This is a genomic window from Curtobacterium sp. C1, assembly GCF_021049325.1.
Lineage (GTDB): Bacteria > Actinomycetota > Actinomycetes > Actinomycetales > Microbacteriaceae > Curtobacterium > Curtobacterium citreum.
This window is the reverse complement of sequence record NZ_CP088076.1, coordinates 1,806,415-1,829,212: the sequence shown is the minus strand read 5'-3', so window position 1 is coordinate 1,829,212 and position 22,798 is coordinate 1,806,415. Positions and strand designations below refer to the sequence as shown.

Below are 22,798 nucleotides of genomic sequence, written 5' to 3'. Positions count from 1 at the left end.
TCCCGTCGCTGTTCGTGCCGCAGGACTCGCGTGGGGCCCTCGTCGTTCGCGAATGTGCACGACATGCCGCCGGTCGCTCGTCGACCGGGCAGGAGTCGTCGCCGCGCGGTGCCGAGCGTGACAGAAGAGGCCCGCTCGCGGGGGCGCGAGCGGGCCTCTTCCGGGGGTGCGCCTAGTACGTCGACGCGATGAGGTTCTCGGGCACGTCGCGCGCGGCGTCCTGGTCGACGAAGAACACCGTGCGCTTCCGACCCTGCACGCCGCCGACGGGGACCTCGTCCACCGCGGCGCCGGCGAGGGCGAGCCCCAGGACCGAGGCCTTCTCGGCGCCGGACAGGATGACCCACACACGCTGCGAGGCGTTGATCACCGGGAAGGACAGCGTCAGACGCTGCGGCGGCGGCTTGGGGGAGTCGTCCACGGTCAGCACGGCACGGTCGGTGACGGCGAGCTGCGGGAACTCCGGGAAGAGCGAGGCGGTGTGGCCGTCGGGGCCGACGCCGAGCAGCGTGATGTCGAACCGGGGTGCGACGGCGCCCTCGGGTGCGGCGTCCTGCAGCTCGCGCTCGTACCGGGCGGCTGCCTCGTCGATGGAGAGCCCGGCGTCCGAGGCACCCATCGGGTGGACGTTCCCGGCGGGGATCCCGACGTGGTCGAGGAAGTCGGTCTGGGTGCCGGTGACGTTGCGGTCGGCGTCGCCCTCGGGGACCCAGCGCTCGTCGACCCACCAGACGTGCACCTTCGACCAGTCGACGCTCTCGCGCGCCGGCGACTGGCTGATCGCGGCGAGGACCAGGGAGGACACGGAGCCACCGCTGATCGCGATGTCCGCGCGCTCCTGCTCGTCGAGCACGTCGATGATCTTCGTGAGGAAGCGAGCGGCGACGGATGCGCCGAGGGCCTGCTTGTCCGGGTGCACCAGCACCCGTCGTTCGTTGGTCACGTGACTCCCGTGTTCGTGGCGGCCCGGCGCGCGAGCAGGACCGGGTCGGCCGGACCGCCACCGGGGTGACGGTCCGGCCTGGGTGGCGCTAGCCCGCGATCGACTCGCGGAGTTGCGGCACCCCGTGCTTGACGACGTCCCCGAAGAGGACGTCCGGGTCGAGTCTACGGAGTTCCTCGGCCAGGCAGTCGCGCAGGTTGCGGCGCGGCAGCGACAGGTCGTGCGTCGGCTGTCCGGGCATCGACAGGGTCGCGACGTCCACCAGGGAGCGCTCGAGGTCGATGGTGCCGGACTCGCGCTCGAGCTTCACGCCGTGGATGCCGCTCGAGCCGGTCGCGCGGGGCGACGTGACGACTCGGACGGGCACCTCGAGGCGCAGCTGCAGCCAGGCGGCGAGCATGATCGTCGACGGGCTGTCGCTCGCGCCGGAGACCTCGACACCGGTGATGGGCTCGTACGGCGGCTGGTCGAGCGCTGCGGCGAGCTGGTTCCGCCAGAGCGTCAGCCGGGTCCACGCGAAGTCGGTGTCACCGGGGACGTAGGACTCGCCGAGCGCGGCGATCGCCTCGTTCGGGTCCTTCTGGGCGGCGGCGTCGGTGATGCGGCGCTGCGCGATCCGACCGAGTGCGGACTCGGACGGCTTCGACGGTGCGGCGTCGGGCCACCAGGCGACGACGGGGGCGTCCGGCAGGAGCAACCCGGTGACCAGGCTCTCCTCGTCGGTCGCGGTCTCGCCGTACGCGCGGAGGACGATGACCTCGCTGGCGCCCGCGTCGCTCCCGACGCGGATCTGCGCGTCGAGGCGGCCGGGGGACTTCGTGTCCCCGGCGTTCTTCGACACGATGATGACGCGCATCGGGTGCTCGCGCGACGCCTCGTTCGCGGCCGAGATCGCCTCTTCCTCGTGCCCGAGGGCGGTCGAGACGATGAGGGTCAGCACGCGGCCGAGGGCGACGGCGCCGCCTTCCTCGCGGATGTGCACCAGGGTCTTCTGGATCTTCGAGACCGTGGTGTCGGGCAGGTCGATCTTCATGGACGCCTCCAGGTCCGGCCGTCGCGGGCGAGCAGGTCGTCGGCCGAGGCCGGACCCCACGTGCCGGGACGGTACTGCTCGGGCTGGCCCTGCGTGGCCCAGAACTCCTCGATCGGGTCGAGGATCTTCCAGGAGAGCTCGACCTCCTGGTGCCGGGGGAACAGGGGCGGGTCGCCGAGGAGCACGTCGAGGATGAGTCGCTCGTACGCCTCGGGGGACGCCTCGGTGAACGCGTGGCCGTAGCCGAAGTCCATCGTCACGTCGCGCACCTGCGTGCCGACGCCGGGGACCTTCGAACCGAAGCGGAGCGTGACGCCCTCGTCAGGCTGCACGCGGATGACGAGCGCGTTCTGGCCGAGGGGGGACTGCGGGATGCCGAAGACGTCCTCGGGGACCCGCTTGAACACGATCGCGATCTCGGTGACGCGACGGCCGAGGCGCTTGCCCGCGCGCAGGTAGAACGGGACGCCCTGCCAGCGACGGGTCGCGATGTCGAGCTTGATCGCCGCGAAGGTCTCGGTCGTGGACTCGGGGTTCATACCCGCTTCCTCGAGGAACCCGAGCACCTTCTCGCCGCCCTGCCAGCCGCCGGCGTACTGCCCGCGGGCCGTCGCGGTGGCGAGGTCCTCCGGCAGGCGCACCGCGGAGAGCACCTTCTCCTTCTCGGCGCGGAGGTGACCGGCCTTGAACGAGACGGGCTCCTCCATCGCCGTGAGGGCGAGGAGCTGCAGCAGGTGGTTCTGGATGACGTCGCGCGCCGCGCCGATGCCGTCGTAGTACGCGGCACGACCGGCGACGCCGATGTCCTCGGCCATCGTGATCTGCACGTGGTCGACGTAGTTCGAGTTCCAGATGGGTTCGTACATCTGGTTCGCGAACCGGAGCGTCAGCAGGTTCTGGACGGTCTCCTTGCCGAGGTAGTGGTCGATGCGGAACACGTCGTCTGGCGCGAACACGCTCTCGACGATCGCGTTGAGCTCGCGTGCGGTGCGGAGGTCCGAACCGAACGGCTTCTCGACGACGACCCGGCTCCAGGAGCCCTCGCGCTGCTCGGTCAGCCCGGACAGCTTCAGCTGCTCGGTGACGACCGGGAACATCTTCGGCGGGATGGACAGGTAGAACGCGTGGTTCCCGAGGGTGCCGCGCTCCTCGTCGAGCGTGTCGACGGTGCGCTTGAGCTCCCGGAACGCCTCGGGGTCGTCGAACGACCCCTGGACGAAGCGGATGCCCTGCTCGAGCTGGCGCCACACGTCCTCGTCGAACGGGGTGCGGGAGTGTTCCTTGACCGCGTCGTGGACGAGCTGGGAGAAGTCTTGGTCCTCCCAGTCGCGGCGGGCGAACCCGACCAGCGCGAACCCGGGCGGCAGGAGCCCCCGGTTCGCCAGGTCGTAGACCGCGGGCATCAGCTTCTTGCGGGACAGGTCGCCCGTCACGCCGAAGATGATGAGGGTGCTGGGACCCGCGATCCGGTTCAGACGACGATCGGTCGGCAACCGGAGCGGGTTGTGCTCCGGGGTGACAGCCACCGGTGACATGAGTCGGTGAACTCCTTGTGAGTCGAACGGAGACGGCGGAGCGCAACGCTGCGGGGGCAGCGGCGACTCCGCCGTCGTGGTGGTCAGGCCCGGCCGGGAGGCGCGTGGCGGCTCCGGCGGGCAGGTCCTGACCGGTGGGTGCCCGCGTCCGGTGACGGTGGTCCCGTCACCGGACGCGGGCTCCGGTGGTGCCTACTTGCTGTTCTCGAGCGCGGTCTTCACCGTGTCGACGAGCTCGCCCCAGGAGACGTTGAACTTGTCGACGCCCTCCTTCTCGAGCAGCGCCACGACGTCGTCGTAGTCGACGCCAGCGGCGGCGATCTGGTCCATGACCTGCTGCGCGGCGTCGTACGAGCCGGCGATCGCGTCGCCGTGGATCTCGCCGTGGTCGAACGTGGCGTCGAGCGTCTTGCCCGGCATGGTGTTGACCGTGTTCGGCGCGGCGAGTTCGGTCACGTACAGGGTGTCGGGCAGCGACGGGTCCTTGACACCGGTCGAGGCCCAGAGCGGACGCTGCGTGTTCGCACCGGCCTCGAGCAGGCCCAGGGCACGCTCGGTGGCGAAGGCCTCGGTCCAGACCTGGTAGGCGAGCTGCGCGTTGGCGATGCCGGCCTTCGACTTGAGGGCCTTCGCCTCGTCGGTGCCGACGGCGTCCAGGCGCTTGTCGATCTCGGAGTCGACGCGCGACACGAAGAACGAGGCGACCGAGTGGATCTTGGAGAGGTCGTGGCCGGCGGCCTTGGCCTTCTCGAGGCCACCGAGGTAGGCGTCGATGACGGCGCGGTAGCGCTCGAGCGAGAAGATCAGGGTGACGTTCACCGAGATGCCGGCACCGATGACCTCGGTGATGGCCTCGAGGCCCTCGATGGTCGCGGGGATCTTGATGAGGACGTTCTCGCGGCCGACCTTCTCGAACAGGAACTTCGCCTGCTCGATGGTCTTCGCGGTCTCGTGCGCGAGGCCCGGCTCGACCTCGATCGAGACGCGGCCGTCGAAGCCCTTGGTCTCGTCGTAGATCGGCTTGAAGACGTCGGACGCGTTCGCGACGTCCTGGGTGGTGATCTCGAAGATCGCGTCGGTCACGTCGGTGCCCGCGGCGGCGAGCTCCTTGACCTGCGCGTCGTAGCGCTCGCCCTTGGCGAGGGCCGACGCGAAGATCGTCGGGTTCGTCGTGACGCCGACGACGTTCTTCTGCTCGATCAGCTCGGAGAGCTTGCCGGTCTCGAGGAGCTCCCGCGAGAGGTCGTCGAGCCAGATGCTGACGCCGACCTCGGAGAGGGCGGCGGTGGGGGTGTTCTCAGCCATGGTGTTCCACTTCTTCTTTCGTCGGCCCGGAGGCCGTGGACTGTGGGCCGGGAGGCGCGGGGCGGGACCCGCCACGAGCCTCCCGGCAGCAGGGCCGGATCCGGCGTACCGGACCCGGCCCTGGAGGGTCAGGAAGCTGCGATCGATTCCTTGGCGGCGGCCACGACGTGCTCCGTCGTGAAGCCGAACTCCGCGAAGAGCCGCTGGTAGTCGGCCGACGCACCGAAGTGCTCGATCGAGACGCTGCGGCCCTTGTCGCCGACGATGTCCCGCCAGCTCATCGCGATGCCGGCCTCGACCGAGACGCGCGCGGTGACGGCCTTCGGCAGGACCTGCTCGCGGTAGTTCTCCGACTGCTCGAAGAACCACTCGAGGGACGGCGCGCTCACGACGCGGGCGTTGATGCCCTCGCCCTTGAGCTGCTCGCGCGCGTCGAGGGCGATCTGGACCTCGGAGCCGGTCGCGATGAGGATCACGTCCGGGGTGCCGTTCGGCGCCTCGGCCAGGACGTACGCACCCTTGCCGACGTTCTTCGCCGAGGCGAAGGTGTCGCCGGAGGCCTCGCCCTCACCGCGCTCGAACACGGGGAGGTTCTGACGGCTCAGCGCGATGCCGGCCGGGCGGTCCTTGTGCTTGAGCATCTCGAGCCAGGCGTAGGAGACCTCGTTCGCGTCGGCCGGGCGGACGACGTCGAGACCAGGGATCGCACGGAGGGCGGTGAGCTGCTCGATCGGCTGGTGCGTCGGGCCGTCCTCGCCGAGGGCGATGGAGTCGTGCGTCCAGACGTAGATCGCCGGTGCGCCCATGAGCGCGGCGAGACGGACCGCCGGACGCATGTAGTCGCTGAAGATCAGGAAGGTGCCGCCGAAGGGGCGGGTGTTCCCGTGCAGGACGATGCCGGACAGGATCGAGCCCATCGCGTGCTCGCGGATGCCGAAGTGCAGCACGCGGCCGTACGGGTCGGTGCTCCAGGTCTTCGTGCTCGCCTCGGCCGGACCGAAGGACTTCGCGCCCTCGATCGTGGTGAGGTTCGACTCGGCGAGGTCCGCCGAACCGCCCCAGAACTCGGGCATGAGCGGCGCGATGGCGTTGATGACCTTGCCGGAGGCGGCGCGGGTCGAGACGTCCTTCTCGGTGGAGAAGACCGGCAGGGCCTCCTCGAGGCCCTCGGGGAGCTCGCCGGCGTTGATGCGGTCGAGCATCGCCTTCTTCTCCGGGTTGGCCGCGGCCCACGCGTCGAAGGTCTTGGTCCACTCGGCGTGCTCGGCCTGGCCCTTGGCGACGGCGCCGCGGGTGTACTCGAGGACCTCGGGGTCGACGTGGAAGGTCTGCTCGGGGTCGAAGCCGAGGACCTCCTTGAGGCCCTTCAGCTCCTCGCCACCCAGGGCGGAGCCGTGGATCTTGCCGGAGTTCTGCTTGGTCGGCGACGGCCAACCGATGATCGTCTTGAGGACGATGAGCGACGGCTTGGTCGTCTCGGCCTTGGCGGCCTCGACGGCGCGGTAGAGCTCCTCGACGTCCTCGGAGTACTCGCCGGTCTTCTTCCAGTCGACGTGCTGGACGTGCCAGCCGAGCGACTCGTAGCGGGCGGCGACGTCCTCGGAGAACGCGATGTCGGTGTCGTCCTCGATCGAGATCTGGTTCGAGTCGTAGAAGACGACCAGGCGACCGAGCTGCTGGCGGCCGGCGAGGCTCGCGGCCTCGTTCGTGACGCCCTCCTGCATGTCACCGTCACCGGCGATCACGTAGGTGAAGTGGTCGAACGGCGACTCGCCGTCGGCGGTCTCCGGGTCGAACAGGCCGCGCTCGAAGCGCTGCGCGTAGCCGAAGCCCACGGCCGAGGCGAGACCCTGGCCGAGCGGGCCGGTGGTGATCTCGACGCCGTCGGTGTGGCCGTACTCCGGGTGACCCGGGGTCTTGGAGCCCCACTTGCGCAGGTGCTGCAGGTCCTCGAGCTCGAGGCCGTAGCCGTGCAGGTAGAACTGCACGTACTGCAGGATCGAGGCGTGGCCCGCCGACAGGATGAAGCGGTCGCGGCCGATCCAGGTGGAGTCGCTGGGGTCGCGACGCATCACCTTCTGGAAGAGCAGGTGGGCGACGGGCGCGAGGCTCATCGCGGTGCCGGGGTGACCGTTGCCGGCGGCCTCGACCGAGTCGGCGGCGAGGACGCGCGCCGTGTCGACGGCCTTCTTGTCGATGGCGTCCCAGGTGAATTCAGCCACTTGGATGTTGACCCTTCGTTGTTGCGACATGTGCGAGGGCTCGTGCCATCGCACGGACATGATCGCCGTCCCGGGGCCGGGTGTCGTGCTGCCGTCCGAACGGCGGCCGACCGGCTCGGTACGGCCGACGTCTTCGGGGCACGCACTACGGGAGGCCCCTCCAGCATAGTGACCACGCACTCAGAAGGTGTCCAGGTGACACGGCCACCGTGTCGGTGCGCTGCAGTGGCTCTGGAGGTCCGGCGGGGCGGGGCATCATCGCGGCGCCGTGATGGCCTAAACTAAGCAGGACCCGTGTGCATTCCGGGTCGACGCACGCCCCGACGACGACGGAGCCGTCCACCGAGTGTGCGAGCTGACGCGAACAGACTGAGGTTCCCTTGCCGACTGCCACCGTGACCCGGCCCGACACCGATCGACCCCGCTCGACGCTGTCCCGCAAGGTCCGTGCGTACGTCTCGCTGACCAAGCCGCGCGTCATGGAGCTCCTGCTCGTCACGACCGCGCCGACGATGTTCCTGGCCGAGCGTGGCGTCCCCGACCTGTGGCTCGTGTTCTGGACGATGCTCGGCGGGGCGATGTCCGCCGGGTCCGCGTCGGCCTTCAACTGCTACATCGACCGCGACATCGACCGGCTGATGAAGCGCACGAGCTCCCGTCCGCTCGTCACCGGCGAGCTGTCGGACCGCGAAGCGCTCGTGTTCTCGTGGGTGCTCGCCGTGCTGTCGACGGCGGTCCTCGGCTTCCTCGTGAACTGGCTCGCGGCCGCCCTCAGCGTCGTCGCGATCCTCATCTACGTCTGCGTCTACACGCTGTGGCTCAAGCGCCGCACGCCGCAGAACATCGTCTGGGGCGGGTCCGCCGGTTGCATGCCGGTGCTCATCGGCTGGGCCGGGGTGACCGGCTCGCTGACGTGGACGCCGATCATCCTCTTCATGGTGATCTTCCTCTGGACGCCGCCGCACTACTGGCCGCTGTCGATGAAGTACCGCGACGACTACGACGCGGCCGCCGTGCCGATGCTCGCTGTGGTCCGGGGCCGCACGGTCGTCGGCTTGCAGGTCGTGCTGTACGCGTGGGCGACGCTCGTCTGCTCGCTGCTGCTGATCCCGGTCGCCGGCATGGGGCCGCTCTACACGGTCGTCGCGCTGGCCGGGGGCATCTGGTTCGTCGTCGAGTCGCACCGCCTGTACTCGCGAGCGATCCAGCACGTCGAGCACGTGCAGCCGATGCGCGTCTTCCACAGCTCGATCACCTACCTGACGCTGCTGTTCATCGCGGTGGGCATCGACCCGCTGCTGCCGCAGGTCTTCACCTTCTCGCTGTAGCGCCGGGCGGCCGGGACGGGCGCGGGTGTCGCGTTCCGCGAGACGCCCTCCTGTGCACGAGACGCCCTCTTCTGCACGAGACGCCGCCGGTTCCGGCGGCGTCTCGTGCGTTCGGGGGCGTCTCGCGTCGGCGGCGCGCGGCGACGGACTGGAGGCACGGGGCGGGCCGACGCCGTGCCTCCAGGTCGGTGGGTGGGCGCGCCGGACCGGCGGTACGCGCAGGAAGTGCGGCGCGACGGTCGTTCGTCGCTGGCAAGCGTCACCGCTGCCGTCGTCCGACCGCGGACGTGGAGACTTCGTCGGTCGGCGCGGAGGCGGCCCCGGTCATCCGGCAGCCGCGACGCAGCCGCGACGCGCCCGGGACGACGGAACCCCGCGGACCGAGGGCCCGCGGGGTTCCGGTGGTGGGTCGGCTCAGGCGCTCAGGGGCTCCCGCGCGGCCTGGCGTCCGGCGGTGCCCCGCGTCGACAGGACCACGACGGTCACCGCTCCGACCAGGAGTCCGGCGAGGACCATGTGCGTCCCGACGAGGCCGACCGGCAGCCCCGTTCGTGCCTGGGTGAGGCCGACCGCGATCTGGACGAACTCGACCACGAGGAGCAGGAGCGCCCAGGTGCTCGGCAGGCGCAGGCGGACCGCGCCGACGACGAGCACGAGCGTCAGGGCGAACAGGGCGTAGGCCGGGATCGCGTGCAGGTGCTCCATGAGGGCGGGGTCGAACCCGGTGCGGTGCAGTCGGCCGCCGTCCACGGCCTCGTCCGCGCCGGCGTGCGGGCCGGAACCGGTGGTCAGGATCCCGACGAGCACGGTCACGGCGACCGCCGCGACGGTGCCGCTGACGACACCGCGGTACCAGCCCGGGACGAGTCGGTCGGCGGTACGCGGGCCCTTCACTGCGCGGTAGACCATCGTCGCGGTGATCGCCACGAGGGTCGCGGAGACGACGAAGTGCAGGCCGACGACGAAGGGGTTGAGGTTCGTCAGGACGCTGAGGCCGCCGATCACGGCCTGGACCGGGATGGCCACACCCTGTGCGAACGCGAGCCAGAACAGCTCCGGACGGGTGCGCCGCATCCGGACGACCGCCAGGAACGCGGCGATGGCGACGACGACGAGCACGAACGTGAGGAGCCGGTTCCCGAACTCGATGACGCCGTGGATGCCCATCTCGGGCGTCGACACGAGCGACTCGGCGGTGCACTTCGGCCACGTGGGGCAACCGAGGCCGGAGGCGGTCAGGCGCACGAGCCCGCCGGTGCCGATGAGCACCACCTCGACGACGAAGGAGGCCCAGGCCAGCCAGATCACGCGGCGGTCGACCGCCCGGGGGAGGGACCACCACCGCCCGGTGCCGCCGTCCGGTGCGACGCTCTGCTCGACGGTGGGTCCGACGCGAGTCACGAGGGTGGTGCCTTCCTGTTGTTCGGTGCGGCGAACCTGTAGGATTCGAGGGTTCAGCAGCAGTCAAGTCTAGGCAGGCGCCGGCTCCGAATGGGCCGTGATCGCGGATCGGTCGGACGACTGCGTGGAACCATTGTCGTTGCGAGGCAGCAACAGCGTGGCCGACCTGCACGTGACGAGCGTGTCGGAGGTCTGCGGTGGAATGGCGTCCGGACGCCACGGGTTCACCCGGAGACGCTGCCGTGCGAGAAGGAAACGAGGAGACCATGTCCGACGTGCTCATCGACCGTCCCGAGCTCGAAGGGCTCGGCCAATACGAGTTCGGCTGGTCCGACTCCGACACCGCCGGTGCGTCCGCGCGCCGCGGCCTCTCCGAGGAGGTCGTCACCGACATCTCCAGCCGCAAGGGCGAGCCCGAGTGGATGCAGAAGCTGCGCCTCAAGGCCCTGACGCTCTTCGACCGCAAGCCGATGCCCTCGTGGGGTGCCGACCTGTCGGACATCGACTTCGACAACATCAAGTACTTCGTCAAGTCCACGGAGAAGCAGGCCCAGACCTGGGAAGAGCTGCCCGAGGACATCCGCAACACGTACGAGCGCCTGGGCATCCCCGAGGCCGAGCGCCAGCGCCTGGTCGCCGGCGTCGCCGCGCAGTACGAGTCCGAGGTCGTCTACCACCAGATCCGCGAGGACCTGGAGCAGCAGGGCGTCATCTTCATGGACACCGACACGGCGCTCCGCGAGCACCCGGAGTTCTTCGAGGAGTACTTCGGCTCCGTGATCCCGGCCGGCGACAACAAGTTCGCCGCGCTCAACACGGCGGTGTGGTCCGGCGGCTCGTTCGTCTACGTCCCGAAGGGCGTGCACGTCGAGATCCCGCTGCAGGCCTACTTCCGGATCAACACCGAGAACATGGGGCAGTTCGAGCGGACGCTGATCATCGCGGACGAGGACTCCTACGTCCACTACATCGAGGGCTGCACCGCGCCGATCTACAAGTCGGACTCGCTGCACTCCGCCGTGGTCGAGATCATCGTCAAGAAGAACGCCCGCGTCCGGTACACGACCATCCAGAACTGGTCGAGCAACGTCTACAACCTCGTCACCAAGCGTGCGATCGCGCACGAGGGCGCCACGATGGAGTGGATCGACGGCAACATCGGCTCCAAGGTCACGATGAAGTACCCGTCGATCTACCTCGCGGGCGAGCACGCCAAGGGCGAGACCCTGTCGGTGGCCTTCGCGGGTCCCGGGCAGCACCAGGACGCCGGCGCGAAGATGATCCACATGGCGCCGTACACGACGTCGTCGATCGTCTCGAAGTCGATCGCCCGTGGCGGCGGTCGAGCGGGCTACCGCGGCGAGGTCCGGGTGGACCCGGCAGCCCACCACGCGGCGAACACCGTGCGCTGTGACGCGCTCCTCGTCGACACCGTCAGCCGGAGCGACACCTACCCGGCCATCGACATCCGCGTCGACGACGTGCAGCTCGGGCACGAGGCCACGGTCTCCCGCGTCAGCGAGGAGCAGCTCTTCTACCTGATGTCCCGCGGCATGCCCGAGGACGAGGCGATGGCGATGATCGTCCGCGGCTTCATCGAGCCGATCGCCCGCGAGCTCCCGATGGAGTACGCGCTCGAACTCAACAAGCTCATCGAGATGAGCATGGAAGGATCCGTCGGCTAGTGAGCAGCTCCACGCCCACCCCCCGCATCGACCAGCCGGTCGCCCTCGCACCCGGCTCGGAGCAGCACGGTGCGAAGGCCCACTCGGACGGCGGCTGGGACGCCCCGGACGCCGCCAAGAAGGTCCCCGTCCAGACCCGTTCGGAGCGTCCGCAGTCGGGTGACCTCGACGCGTTCGCCCCGGTCACCGGCCGCGAGGTCAACTGGAAGTTCGCGCCGATCGCCAAGCTCCAGCCGCTGCTCGACGGCGGACTCGACGGCTCCGCGTACCCGTTCCTCGCCCGTCAGACCGAGGGCGCCGACGTCGAGTGGGGTCGCAGCGACGACCCGGCCGTCGGGACCGCGGGTCTGCCCGAGGACCGTGCCGCGGCCGCCGCGTGGACCGCGCGCGACGCCGTGCTCAAGGTCACCGTCAAGGCGACCGAGGCGCACGAGTCGATCTCGATCACCCGGTCGGACTTCGGCACCCAGGCCCGTGCGGCGCACACGGTGATCACGGCCGAGCAACACGCGCAGGGCATCGTCGTCATCGACAACCGTGGGTCGGCGCTGCTCAGCGAGAACGTCGAGATCGTCGTCCGTGACGGTGCGCGCCTGACCGTCGTCAGCCTGCAGGACTGGGACGACGATGCGGTGCACGTGTCGACGCAGTTCGCCGAGGTCGGGCGGGACGCCTTCCTCAAGCACGTCGTGGTCTCGCTCGGCGGCGACGTCGTCCGGGTCAACCCGTCCACGCACCTCGGCGCGCAGGGCGCGGACACCGAGATGTACGGCGTGTACTTCGCCGACGCCGGGCAGTACATCGAGCAGCAGGTGTACGTGAACCACGACGCGCCGAACACGCGCGGCCGGGTCAACTACAAGGGCGCGCTGCAGGGCGAGGGTGCGCACACGGTCTGGATCGGCGACGTGCTCATCGGCCGCGCCGGCGACGGCACCGACTCGTACGAGCAGAACCGCAACCTCGTGCTCACCGACGGCACGCGCGCGGACAGCATCCCGAACCTCGAGATCGAGACCGGCAACATCGAGGGTGCCGGCCACGCCAGCGCCACCGGTCGGTTCGACGACGAGCAGCTGTTCTACCTGCAGGCCCGCGGCATCCCCGAGGAAGAGGCCCGTCGCCTCGTCGTCCTCGGCTTCCTGGTGGAGGTCCTCCAGAAGATCGGCGCGCCCGAGCTCGAGGAGCGCCTGATCGCCGCGGTGGAGCAGGAGCTCGCCGAGGGCCGCACCGCGGTGGCAGCGCCCGCCGACGAGCAGGCAGACGCCTGATGGCCGAGAAGGTCTGCGCCGAGTCGGAGATCGCCGTCGACAGCCCGATGCGGGTCGTCGTCGACGGAACGGCCGTCGCGATCGTGAAGGACTCCGCAGGCACCGTGCACGCGATCGGTGACACCTGCACGCACGGGGACATCTCCCTGGCCGAGGGCTTCGTCGAGGGCGACACGCTCGAGTGCTGGGCGCACGGCTCCCGGTTCTCGCTCGCGACGGGCAAGCCGCAGAACTTCCCGGCCTACGAGCCCGTCCCGGTCTTCCGGGTCGAGGTCCGGGACGGCGACGTGTACGTCGACGTCCACGACCCCGTGCCCGTCGACTGAGCCGCGGCTCCTCCCACTCTTCCCGCGCGGCTGACGCCGCACCCCAGCTGCAACCGAAGGAACACACGCAATGTCCACTCTGGAAATCCGCGACCTGCAGGTCTCGATCGACACCGACCAGGGCACCAAGGAGATCCTGAAGGGTGTCGACCTCACCATCAACGAGGGCGAGATCCACGCGATCATGGGGCCGAACGGCTCCGGCAAGTCGACCCTGGCGTACACGATCGCCGGGCACCCGCGCTACGACGTCACGGGCGGCTCGATCACCCTCGACGGCGAGGACGTCCTGTCGATGAGCGTCGACGAGCGCGCCCGCGCCGGCATGTTCCTCGCGATGCAGTACCCGGTCGAGATCCCGGGCGTCACGGTGTCGAACTTCCTCCGCACCGCCAAGACCGCGATCGACGGCGAGGCCCCGGCCCTGCGCGGCTGGGTCAAGGACCTGCGCCAGTCGATGGCCGACCTCAAGATGGACAGCTCGTTCGCCGAGCGCAACGTCAATGAGGGCTTCTCCGGCGGCGAGAAGAAGCGCCACGAGATCATGCAGCTCGAGCTCCTCAAGCCGAAGTTCGCCGTGCTCGACGAGACCGACTCCGGCCTCGACGTCGACGCGCTGAAGATCGTGTCGGAGGGCGTCAACCGCGCGAAGGCCGCGACCGGCCTCGGCGTGCTGCTCATCACGCACTACACGCGCATCCTCCGCTACATCAAGCCGGACTTCGTGCACGTCTTCGTCGCGGGCAAGGTCGCGGAGCAGGGCGGCCCCGAGCTCGCCGAGCGCCTCGAGAACGAGGGCTACGACCGCTACGTCCAGGCAGCTGCGGCGGGCAACTGATGATCACCGCACTCTCCCCGGAGAAGTTCGACGAGGTCGTCGAGGGCCTCAAGGAGGTCCAGGACCCGGAGCTCGGCGTGAACATCGTCGACCTCGGCCTGATCTACGACCTCGCCATGGACGACGAGGCGAACGCGCTCGTGATCAGCATGACGCTGACGAGCGCGGGCTGCCCGCTGACCGACGTCATCGAGGGTGACACGGCCAACGCGCTCGACGGCATCGTCGACGCGTTCCGCATCAACTGGGTGTGGATGCCGCCGTGGGGCCCGGAGCGGATCACCGACGACGGGCGCGAGATGATGCGCGCGCTCGGCTTCTCGATCTAGTCGCGACCACCTGCAGGACGGGCGCGCCCCGCTCAACGGCGACGCGAAGCGTTGCGCGGGGTGCGCCGACCGAGCCTGCGAGGGAGGCACGGTGCCAGCTGGCACCGTGCCTCCCTCCGTCGTCCGGGCGCCGCGCGCGTGTGGGCCCGTCCCGTCGAATGGGCCACATCTGGCCCGTTCGGCGCCCCCGGCCGACCGGATGTGCCCGTCCGGCGATGCGCTCGCGGCCTGTCGTGCCCGCTCGCCGAGGCGGTCACTCCGACGAGAGAGCGTGCTGACGCGCGTGAGCGTCTTCCGACCCGTCTACGCAGCAGGGCCCCGCACCGTCCGGTGCGGGGCCCTGCTGCGTGTGGAGGAGCCGGAGGTCAGCCGCGGCCGACCAGCTTCCACGCCAGGGGCAGCACGCCCGCGGCGATCAGGGCCTTGGCGACACCGCCGACGATGAACGGGTACAGGCCGGCGGCCAGCACCGACTGCAGGTCGTTCGGCGCGCCGAGCTGGCCGAGGACGACCGCGAGCCACGGCAGACCGGTGACGAAGGGGATCGCGCTCGCGAGGAGCATCGCGACGGTGGCGCGGCCGACCTTGCGGTCCCAGTCGCGACGCGCGAGCCAGCCGATCACGCCGGCAGCGGGGATGAAGCCGATCACGTAGCCGAAGCTCGGCGAGGCCAGCGCGGCGAGCCCGCCCGTGGCCTCGGCGAAGAACGGCGCACCGGCGAGCCCGGCGACGGCGTAGGCGAGCAGCGAGAGCATGCCGCGACGGGCGCCGAGGGTCGCGCCGACCAGGACGACCGCGAGCGTCTGCCCGGTGATCGGCACCGGCCACATCGGGACCTGGACCTGCGCCATCGCGGCGGTGAACAGGGCACCGCCGGCCACGAGGGCGACGTTCGTGGCGAGGCCGTGCGTGCGGAGGCTGTCGGCGAGGACTGCGCGGCGAGCGAACCCGGTGGCGTTCGTCATGGATTCTCCTAGAATGGACTGCTGGTCCCGTTCGGGACCATCGGTCCCGTCAGCGTAGCGGTGCACCTCCCGCACACACCGTTGTGCACATCCACCAACTGATTGGACGTCCTCTGTGCTTGCCGTGCACGAACTCGAGATCCGCGTCGGGGCCCGCCTCCTCATGCAGGACGTGTCCTTCCGCGTCGAGAAGGGCGACAAGATCGGTCTCGTCGGCCGGAACGGCGCGGGCAAGACCACGATGACCAAGGCCCTCGCGGGGGAGACGCAGCCCACCGGCGGCAAGATCGACCGCTCCGGCGAGATCGGCTACCTGCCGCAGGACCCCCGTTCCGGCAACCCCGAGGACACCGCCCGGAAGCGCATCCTCGACGCCCGCGGCCTCGGCGAGCTCGTGGAGGGCATCCGCCAGGCGACGCTCGACATGGCGAGCGAGGACCCGGACGTCGCCGACAAGGCCATGCGTCGCTACAGCCGGCTCGACGACCAGTTCAACGCCCTCGGCGGGTACGCGGCCGAGGCCGAGGCGGCGTCGATCGCGTCGAACCTCAAGCTGCCGGACCGCATCCTCGACCAGCCGCTCAAGACGCTCTCCGGTGGTCAGCGCCGCCGCATCGAGCTCGCCCGCATCCTGTTCTCGGACGCGGACACGATGATCCTCGACGAGCCGACGAACCACCTCGACGCGGACTCGATCGTCTGGCTCCGCGAGCACCTGAAGACCTACCCGGGCGGCGTCATCGTGATCTCGCACGACGTCGAGCTCGTCGACGAGGTCGTCAACCGCGTCTTCTACCTCGACGCCAACCGGCAGTGCATCGACGTCTACAACATGGGGTGGAAGCTCTACCAGCGGCAGCGCGCCGCCGACGAGGAGCGACGCCGCAAGGAGCGTGCGAACGCCGAGAAGAAGGCCGCGACGCTCAAGGACCAGGCCGCCCGGTTCGGTGCGAAGGCCACGAAGGCCGCGGCGGCGCACCAGATGGTCGCCCGTGCCGAGAAGCTCCTGGCCGGGCTCGAGGACGAGCGCGCCGTCGACCGCGTGGCGAAGCTCCGTTTCCCGACGCCCGCCGCCTGCGGAAGGACGCCGCTCATGGCCGAGGGGCTCTCGAAGTCGTACGGCTCGCTCGAGATCTTCGCCGGCCTCGACCTGGCGATCGACCGCGGCTCGCGGGTCGTCATCCTCGGCTTCAACGGCGCGGGCAAGACGACGCTGCTGCGCATCCTGGCCGGCGCGGACCAGCCGGACACGGGGGAGATCCTGCCCGGTCACGGCCTGCGCATCGGGTACTACGCCCAGGAGCACGAGAACATCGACGTGAACCGCACGGTGATCGAGAACATGGTGTCGGCGTCGCCGAACCTGACCGAGACCGAGGCCCGACGCGTGCTCGGCTCGTTCCTGTTCACCGGCGACGACGGCTACAAGAAGGCCGGGGTCCTGTCCGGTGGCGAGAAGACCCGCCTGTCGCTCGCGATGATCGTCGTGTCCGGCGCGAACGTGCTGCTGCTCGACGAGCCCACGAACAATCTCGACCCGGCGTCCCGCGAGGAGATCCTCGGTGCGCTGGCCGGGTACGAGGGTGCCGTCGTCCTGGTGTCGCACGACGCCGGTGCGGTCGAGGCGCTGAACCCCGAGCGGGTCCTGCTGCTGCCGGACGGCACCGAGGACCACTGGAACAAGGACTACGCGGAGCTCATCGAGCTGGCGTAGGACCGTCGGGCGTCAGCGGCCGACGCCGAGCAGCTGGTCCTCGACCTCGTCGTCGGACTTCGGCTTGGCGTCCTTCCGCCGCTGCCGCTCGAGCGCGCGCTCACGCTCGTCGGGGTCGTCCTGGTTGAGGTTCCGGTACTCCTGCACCATCACGTACGCCAGGAAGCCGAAGCCACCGGCGGCGAACAGGAACCACTGGATGAAGTAGCTGAGGTGCAGCCCGGTGTCGGCGGACGGCCGGTCCCAGCCGAGCGGGGCCGCCTGGGTCGGCGCGGGGGACTCGGACGCGAGCTGCCCGTACGCACCGGTCCAGATCGGCACGTCCACCTTGTCGGCGACGTCGGGCAGCGTGACCGACTGCACCTGGTCGGTGTGGGACGGGTCCGACCGGCCGGGGATGCGCGGTTCGCTCTGCTGCAGCCGTGCGGTCACGGTGACCTCGCCGCTCGGGGGAGCGGGGACGTGATCCGGGGCGTCCTGCCGGTTGCCGGTCGGCACCCACCCCCGGTCGACCACGAAGGCGCGGCCGTCGGCGGTGACGAGCGGCGTCAGAACCTCGAACCCGGGCTGCCCGTTGTGCACGCGGTTGCGGACGAGGAGCTGCTCGTCGACGTCGTACCGGCCCGTGACCTGCACCCGGAGCCAGGTGTCGCCGTCGTCCCAGCTGCCCGCGCGCGGGAGTGCTTCGGTCAGGGGGACGGGGGTGTGGTCGTAGTTCGCGGCGATCTGCTCGTTCTGCCGGACCGCCTCGTTCCGCCGGTCCCACTGCCACATGCCGAACAGGGTGCAGACGATCGCGAACGCGACGGCGATCGCGAAGTAGCCGAGCCACCGACGGCTGCGGACGAACCGCCAGCCGACGGTCGGCCCGTCGACAGCGGTGCTGTCGGCAGCCACGCCGTCGGGAAGAGTGTTGCCGGACGAGCCTGCACGGCTGCGCTCCGCTTGACGCTGCAGCTTGGCAGCGTGCTTCCGGCCGTACCGGCTGCTCGGGTCGAACTGGTCGGTCATCGTCCGGTGCCGGTGGAGCGCACCCCGACGTCGTTCTTCGGCGCGTCCTCACGCGTCCGGACGTCCTCGAGCCGCTCGACCTCTTCCTGCATGCCCGTCACCCGCACCGGGAAGGACCGCGAACGGAGGTAGTCGGCGAGGAAGTCGCAGTGCTCGTCGCACGCGGCCCAGATCTTCACCCGGTCGGTGGCGTGGATGCGCGGGTTCCGCCAGTTGATGCGCCACTCGGCGGTCTCACTGCAGCCGGCCCGCGAGCACACCGGCGTCGAGCCCGGCTCGGTGAACAGGTCGAAGGTCGCCCCCATCAGCGCCGGGCCTTCGGCCGCGCGGTCCAGACGCGGGAACGGTCGCCGTTCCGCTGCCATTCTTCCTGCGCGTGCTGCGCCTGTTCGCGCAGGCGCTCCTGCTCGGCGCGGTAGGCCTCGGCCCGGGCGTCCTCCTGCTGCTCGCGGAGGCGGGGGTCGACGGCGTCGTAGAGCTCGATGGCGCCGGCGGGCGTCACGATGTCGCTCTCGGCCTGGCTGCCGGCGTTCGCCAGGATCACGGCGACCCAGGGGATGACGGCCGCGGCGACGATCGGGATGACCGCGAGCCACGTGTGCCACGCGGACCAGATGAGGACCGCGCCGACGAAGCACACCACGCGGAACGCCATCTGCCAGACGTACTTGGACAGGCGGTGCGCCCGGTCCAGCTCCGGGGAGTCCGGGAGCGTCGTGATGCTCTGCATCGCGGTGGTACGCGACTTCGTGCGCTGCGACTTCATACGGTGTTCTTCCTCTTCCCGGAGACCAGCCTAAGCCCGCACCACCGACAGTGGGCCAGCCGCGCGGGGGACAACTGCGGGTACCGGCTCCGGTACGCTCGTCCGGGCGTGTCCGGCGGGTCCGACCGACCGGACGCCCGGTACCACCACACGAACGGAGCGACCATGAGCACCCCCCGAACCGTCCTGATCACCGGCGGCAACCGCGGCATCGGCCACGCGCTGGCGGAGCGCTTCGTCGCCGAGGGCCACCGCGTCGCCGTGACCTCCCGGAGCGGCACGGGCGGACCCGAGGGCGCGCTCACCGTCGCCGCGGACATCACCGACTCCGCCTCGGTCGACACCGCGTTCACGCAGGTCGAGGCCGAGCTCGGCCCGGTCGAGGTCCTCGTCGCGAACGCCGGGATCACGAACGACCAGCTCCTGCTCCGCATGTCCGAGGAGGACTTCACGAGCGTCGTCGACACCAACCTGACGGGCACCTTCCGCGTCGTCAAGCGCGCCACGAAGGGGATGATGAAGGCGAAGTTCGGCCGCATCGTCCTCATGTCGAGCGTCGTCGGTGCGTACGGCCAGGTCGGCCAGGTCAACTACGCCTCGTCGAAGGCGGCGCTCGTCGGCATGGCGCGGTCGATCACCCGCGAGCTCGGGTCCCGCGGCATCACCGCGAACGTCGTCGCGCCCGGGTTCATCCAGACCGACATGACGGCCGCGCTCCCGGAGGAGCTGCAGGCCGAGTTCAAGAAGCAGATCCCGGCGGCGCGCTACGGCACCGTCGAGGACGTCGCGGCGGCCACGCTGTTCCTCGCCGGCGACGGCGCCGGGTACGTCTCCGGAGCGGTCATCCCGGTCGACGGCGGTCTCGGGATGGGCCACTAGGCCGTCCCGCGGGCCGGGTCAGCCCCGCAGGCCCAGCGTCGCGAGCACGGCGGACAGGTCGCGGTCCACGACCGCCACGTCCGCCTGCGCGCGCACGAGCGGCTTCGCGTCGAACGCCACGCCCAGCGCCGCGACGCCGAGCATGACGAGGTCGTTCGCACCGTCGCCGACCGCCACGGTCCGCGAGAGGGGCACGTCGTCCTCCGCGGCCCACGCCCGCAGGGTCTCGGCCTTCGCCGCCGCGTCCACGACGTCGCCGGACACCCGGCCGGTCAGGACCCCGTCGACGACCTCGAGCCGGTTGGCCCGGCAGTGGTCCAGCCCGAGCCGTGCGGCGAACGGGTCGAGGACCTCGTGGAACCCGCCGGACACGACGCCCACGGTCCCGCCGGCGGCGTGCACGCCGCGGACGAGCTCGTCGGCGCCCCGCGTCACGCGGACCGCCTGCTGCGCGCGCGTGCAGACGTCGGCCGGGAGGCCCGCCAGGGTCGCGACCCGCTCCCGGAGGCTCGCGGCGAAGTCGATCTCCCCGCGCATGGCGCGCTCCGTCACCGCCTGCACCTGTGGCCGGGTCCCGGCGTGGTCGGCGAGGAGCTCGATGACCTCGTCCTCGAGGAGGGTGGAATCGGCATCGAGGACGACGAGGAAGCGGGGCACGGACCAACGGTACCGACTGCCGGAGTCGCGGCCGACGTCCGTGACGTCAGCCGCGCCTCCAGGCCGGTGGTGCCACGTCGACGACGTGACCCGCTACGCCTCGACGCGGACGCCCTTGCCGACGACCGTGATCCCGGATTCCGTCACCGTGAAGCCGCGGGCCTCGTCGGTCTCGCGGTCCACGCCGACCTGCGCGCCGGGCGCGATGACGACGTCCTTGTCCAGGATCGCGTGGTTGACGATCGCGCCGGCGCCGATGGACGCACGCTCGAAGACGATCGAGTCGAGGACCTTCGCACCGGAGTCGATCCCGCACCAGGGACCGATGACGCTGCGCTCGACCTGCGCGCCCGAGAGCAGGCAACCGAGCGAGACGATCGAGTCGACCGTGGAGCCGGTGTTGCCGTTGCCGTCGCGGACGAACTTCGCCGGGGGCAGGTTCGTCTGCTGGTTGAAGATCGGCCAGTCCTGGTTGTACAGGTTGAAGACCGGGACGGGCGCGATCAGGTCCATGTGCGCGTCGAAGAACGAGTCGATCGTCCCCACGTCGCGCCAGTAGTACCGGTCGCGTTCGTTCGAACCGGGCACGTCGTTGCGCTGCAGGTCGTAGACACCGGCGTCGCCGCGTGACACGAAGTCCGGGACGATGTCGCCGCCCATGTCGTGCTTGCTCGTCTCGATCTGCCCGTCGCGGAGCACCGCGTCGACGAGGGCGTCGGCGTTGAAGACGTAGTTGCCCATCGACGCCAGGATCTCGCCGGGGGAGTCGGCCAGCCCGACGGCGTCCTTCGGCTTCTCGAGGAACGCGTCGATCTTGGTCGGGTCGTCCTCGTCGACCTGGATCACGCCGAACTGGTCGGCGAGGCCGATCGGCTGGCGGATCGCCGCGACCGTGGCACTGCGGCCGGAATTGATGTGGGCCTCGATCATCTGCGAGAAGTCCATGCGGTAGACGTGGTCGGCACCGACCACGACGACGATGTCCGGGCGCTCGTCGCGGAGCAGGTTGAGCGACTGCAGGATCGCGTCGGCGGACCCGGCGAACCAGCGCTTGCCGAGTCGCTGCTGCGCGGGCACCGAGGCGACGTACGAGCCGAGCAGCCCCTCCATGCGCCAGGTCTCCGCGACGTGGCGGTCGAGGCTGTGCGACTTGTACTGCGTCAGGACGACGATCTTCTGCAACCCGGAGTTGACCAGGTTGGAGAGCGCGAAGTCGATGAGTCGGAAGTTCCCGCCGAACGGGACTGCGGGCTTCGCGCGGTCGGCGGTGAGCGGCATGAGCCGCTTGCCCTCGCCACCGGCGAGGACGATGCCGAATACCTTCTTTGGTGCCATGTGGTTCACAGTAGGCGTCCGGACAGCGAACCCGTTACGTTGAACCAGTGCGAGTCGATCTGCTGACCAGGGAGTATCCGCCGGAGGTCTACGGCGGAGCGGGTGTCCACGTTGCCGAACTCACCGCAGCGCTGCGGTCGGGGACGGACACGGACGTCCGCGTGCGGGCCTTCGGGGCCTTCCGCGACGAGACCGATGTCTGGGCGTACCGCACGCCCGCCGGCCTGGAGCAGGCGAACGGCGCGCTGCAGGCCCTCGGCACGGACGTCGCGATCGCGGCCGACGTCGCCGGTGCGGACCTCGTGCACTCGCACACCTGGTACGCGAACGCCGCCGGACGGATCGCGCAGCTCACCCACGGCATCCCGCACGTGGTCACCGCCCACAGCCTCGAGCCGCTCCGCCCGTGGAAGGCCGAGCAGCTCGGCGGCGGCTACCGGCTCTCGAGCTGGATGGAGCGCGAGGCGTTCGAGAACGCCGACGGCGTGATCGCCGTGTCGAAGGCCATGCGGGCCGACATCCTGCGCTCGTACCCGTCGATCGACCCGGCGAAGGTGCGGGTGGTCTACAACGGCATCGACATCGAGGAGTGGAAGCCGACGGTCGACGAGGACGCCGTCCGCGCGCTCGGCATCGACCCGTCGAAGCGCTCCGTGGTGTTCGTCGGCCGGATCACGCGGCAGAAGGGCCTGCCGTACCTGCTCCGCGCGGTGGCCTCGCTCCCCGAGGACGTCCAGATCGTGCTGTGCGCCGGCGCCCCGGACACTCCCGAGATCATGGCCGAGGTCACCGGGCTCGTCGAGTCGCTCCGCGAGACGCGGCAGGGCGTGGTCTGGATCGACCGGATGCTCTCCCACCGCGAGGTCGTGAACGTGCTGTCGTCCGGCACCGTGTTCGTCTGCCCCTCGATCTACGAGCCGCTCGGCATCGTGAACCTCGAGGCGATGGCGTGCGGCATCCCGGTCGTAGGCACGAAGACCGGCGGCATCCCCGAGGTCGTCGCGGACGGTCTGACCGGGCGCATCGTGCCCATCGACCAGGCGCAGGACGGCACGGGCACCCCGAACGACCCCGACCGCTTCGTCGCCGACCTCGCCGCGACCCTGGACGAGGTGCTCGCCGACGAGGGCCTGGCGAAGCTCATGGGCCGCGCCGGACGCCTCCGCGTGGAGTCCGAGTTCACGTGGGACGCGATCGCCCACCGGACACGGCAGGTCTACGACGAGGTGCTCGCGCAGAACCCGTAGGCTGGAGC

At 70.3% G+C, this 22,798-nt stretch carries 21 protein-coding genes; 9 read left to right on the top strand and 12 right to left on the bottom strand.

Going from position 1 to position 22,798, the window contains the following annotated elements; translation table 11 throughout:
• Positions 1-172 precede the first annotated feature (172 nt).
• From pgl to tkt, 5 genes are all read right to left on the bottom strand, one after another.
• Entirely contained in the window at positions 173-943 is a 771-nt protein-coding gene (pgl, locus tag LQK89_RS08895) for a 6-phosphogluconolactonase (protein WP_231048900.1), read from the bottom strand.
• Between the two features lie 88 nt (positions 944-1,031).
• Positions 1,032-1,976 (bottom strand): glucose-6-phosphate dehydrogenase assembly protein OpcA, encoded by a 945-nt coding sequence (locus LQK89_RS08890; protein ID WP_058742906.1) that lies wholly within the window; start codon positions 1,974-1,976, stop codon positions 1,032-1,034.
• Positions 1,973-3,511: a glucose-6-phosphate dehydrogenase gene (gene zwf, locus LQK89_RS08885; protein WP_065959048.1), complete on the bottom strand. Its 1,539-nt coding sequence runs from the start codon at positions 3,509-3,511 to the stop codon at positions 1,973-1,975. Before zwf ends, LQK89_RS08890 begins: the two co-directional genes overlap by 4 nt.
• A 192-nt stretch (positions 3,512-3,703) precedes the next feature.
• Entirely contained in the window at positions 3,704-4,816 is a 1,113-nt protein-coding gene (gene tal, locus LQK89_RS08880; RefSeq protein ID WP_231048899.1) for a transaldolase, read from the bottom strand.
• 128 nt (positions 4,817-4,944) lie between these two features.
• Positions 4,945-7,038 (bottom strand): transketolase, encoded by a 2,094-nt coding sequence (gene tkt, locus LQK89_RS08875; protein WP_058742903.1) that lies wholly within the window; start codon positions 7,036-7,038, stop codon positions 4,945-4,947.
• 395 nt (positions 7,039-7,433) lie between these two features.
• On the opposite strand from tkt, the gene LQK89_RS08870 reads away from it, so the two are divergent.
• The gene (locus tag LQK89_RS08870) at positions 7,434-8,366 is read left to right on the top strand and encodes a heme o synthase (RefSeq protein ID WP_058742902.1); all 933 of its coding nucleotides are present in this window, start codon (positions 7,434-7,436) and stop codon (positions 8,364-8,366) included.
• A gap of 414 nt (positions 8,367-8,780) precedes the next feature.
• On the opposite strand, the gene LQK89_RS08865 is transcribed toward LQK89_RS08870, so the two are convergent.
• Positions 8,781-9,767: a COX15/CtaA family protein gene (locus LQK89_RS08865; protein WP_175325177.1), complete on the bottom strand. Its 987-nt coding sequence runs from the start codon at positions 9,765-9,767 to the stop codon at positions 8,781-8,783.
• Positions 9,768-10,033: 266 nt separating this feature from the next.
• Between LQK89_RS08865 and sufB the strand changes: the two genes are divergently transcribed.
• From sufB to LQK89_RS08840, 5 genes are all read left to right on the top strand, one after another.
• Positions 10,034-11,452 (top strand): Fe-S cluster assembly protein SufB, encoded by a 1,419-nt coding sequence (gene sufB, locus LQK89_RS08860; protein WP_175325176.1) that lies wholly within the window; start codon positions 10,034-10,036, stop codon positions 11,450-11,452.
• Positions 11,452-12,723, top strand: coding sequence for a Fe-S cluster assembly protein SufD (gene sufD / locus LQK89_RS08855; protein ID WP_231048898.1), 1,272 nt, complete (start codon positions 11,452-11,454; stop codon positions 12,721-12,723). The genes sufB and sufD overlap by 1 nt, the downstream gene beginning before the upstream one ends.
• Positions 12,723-13,049, top strand: coding sequence for a non-heme iron oxygenase ferredoxin subunit (locus LQK89_RS08850; protein WP_213143203.1), 327 nt, complete (start codon positions 12,723-12,725; stop codon positions 13,047-13,049). Before sufD ends, LQK89_RS08850 begins: the two co-directional genes overlap by 1 nt.
• Positions 13,050-13,119: 70 nt before the next feature.
• Positions 13,120-13,887 (top strand): Fe-S cluster assembly ATPase SufC, encoded by a 768-nt coding sequence (gene sufC / locus LQK89_RS08845; protein ID WP_174777159.1) that lies wholly within the window; start codon positions 13,120-13,122, stop codon positions 13,885-13,887.
• Positions 13,887-14,216 (top strand): metal-sulfur cluster assembly factor, encoded by a 330-nt coding sequence (locus LQK89_RS08840; RefSeq protein ID WP_022902786.1) that lies wholly within the window; start codon positions 13,887-13,889, stop codon positions 14,214-14,216. Before sufC ends, LQK89_RS08840 begins: the two co-directional genes overlap by 1 nt.
• Before the next feature lie 365 nt (positions 14,217-14,581).
• On the opposite strand, the gene LQK89_RS08835 is transcribed toward LQK89_RS08840, so the two are convergent.
• The gene (locus LQK89_RS08835; protein ID WP_231048897.1) at positions 14,582-15,181 is read right to left on the bottom strand and encodes a biotin transporter BioY; all 600 of its coding nucleotides are present in this window, start codon (positions 15,179-15,181) and stop codon (positions 14,582-14,584) included.
• Positions 15,182-15,296: 115 nt separating this feature from the next.
• On the opposite strand from LQK89_RS08835, the gene LQK89_RS08830 reads away from it, so the two are divergent.
• Positions 15,297-16,895 (top strand): ABC-F family ATP-binding cassette domain-containing protein, encoded by a 1,599-nt coding sequence (locus LQK89_RS08830; RefSeq protein ID WP_174777161.1) that lies wholly within the window; start codon positions 15,297-15,299, stop codon positions 16,893-16,895.
• Positions 16,896-16,907: 12 nt separating this feature from the next.
• Here LQK89_RS08830 and LQK89_RS08825 read toward each other — a convergent pair whose 3' ends face one another.
• From LQK89_RS08825 to LQK89_RS08815, 3 genes are read right to left on the bottom strand one after another with little or no spacing between them, the layout of a single operon-like run.
• Positions 16,908-17,906, bottom strand: coding sequence for an SURF1 family cytochrome oxidase biogenesis protein (locus LQK89_RS08825; protein ID WP_231048896.1), 999 nt, complete (start codon positions 17,904-17,906; stop codon positions 16,908-16,910).
• Positions 17,903-18,211, bottom strand: a complete 309-nt coding sequence (locus LQK89_RS08820; protein ID WP_373286835.1) for a hypothetical protein — start codon at positions 18,209-18,211, stop codon at positions 17,903-17,905. The genes LQK89_RS08825 and LQK89_RS08820 overlap by 4 nt, the downstream gene beginning before the upstream one ends.
• Positions 18,211-18,672: a DUF3099 domain-containing protein gene (locus LQK89_RS08815; RefSeq protein WP_174777163.1), complete on the bottom strand. Its 462-nt coding sequence runs from the start codon at positions 18,670-18,672 to the stop codon at positions 18,211-18,213. Before LQK89_RS08815 ends, LQK89_RS08820 begins: the two co-directional genes overlap by 1 nt.
• Positions 18,673-18,837: 165 nt before the next feature.
• Here LQK89_RS08815 and fabG point away from each other — a divergent pair, with 165 nt between their 5' ends.
• The gene (gene fabG, locus LQK89_RS08810; protein ID WP_231048895.1) at positions 18,838-19,551 is read left to right on the top strand and encodes a 3-oxoacyl-ACP reductase FabG; all 714 of its coding nucleotides are present in this window, start codon (positions 18,838-18,840) and stop codon (positions 19,549-19,551) included.
• Positions 19,552-19,569: 18 nt separating this feature from the next.
• Here the strand turns inward: fabG and serB are convergent, their stop codons facing one another.
• Both serB and LQK89_RS08800 read right to left on the bottom strand, forming a co-directional pair.
• Positions 19,570-20,208, bottom strand: a complete 639-nt coding sequence (gene serB, locus LQK89_RS08805) for a phosphoserine phosphatase SerB (protein ID WP_175325170.1) — start codon at positions 20,206-20,208, stop codon at positions 19,570-19,572.
• A gap of 93 nt (positions 20,209-20,301) precedes the next feature.
• Positions 20,302-21,543: a glucose-1-phosphate adenylyltransferase gene (locus LQK89_RS08800; protein ID WP_058743384.1), complete on the bottom strand. Its 1,242-nt coding sequence runs from the start codon at positions 21,541-21,543 to the stop codon at positions 20,302-20,304.
• 47 nt (positions 21,544-21,590) lie between these two features.
• On the opposite strand from LQK89_RS08800, the gene glgA reads away from it, so the two are divergent.
• Complete coding sequence (gene glgA / locus LQK89_RS08795; protein WP_114849919.1) at positions 21,591-22,790, top strand: glycogen synthase; 1,200 nt, start codon at positions 21,591-21,593, stop codon at positions 22,788-22,790.
• The last annotated feature ends 8 nt before the right edge of the window (positions 22,791-22,798 follow it).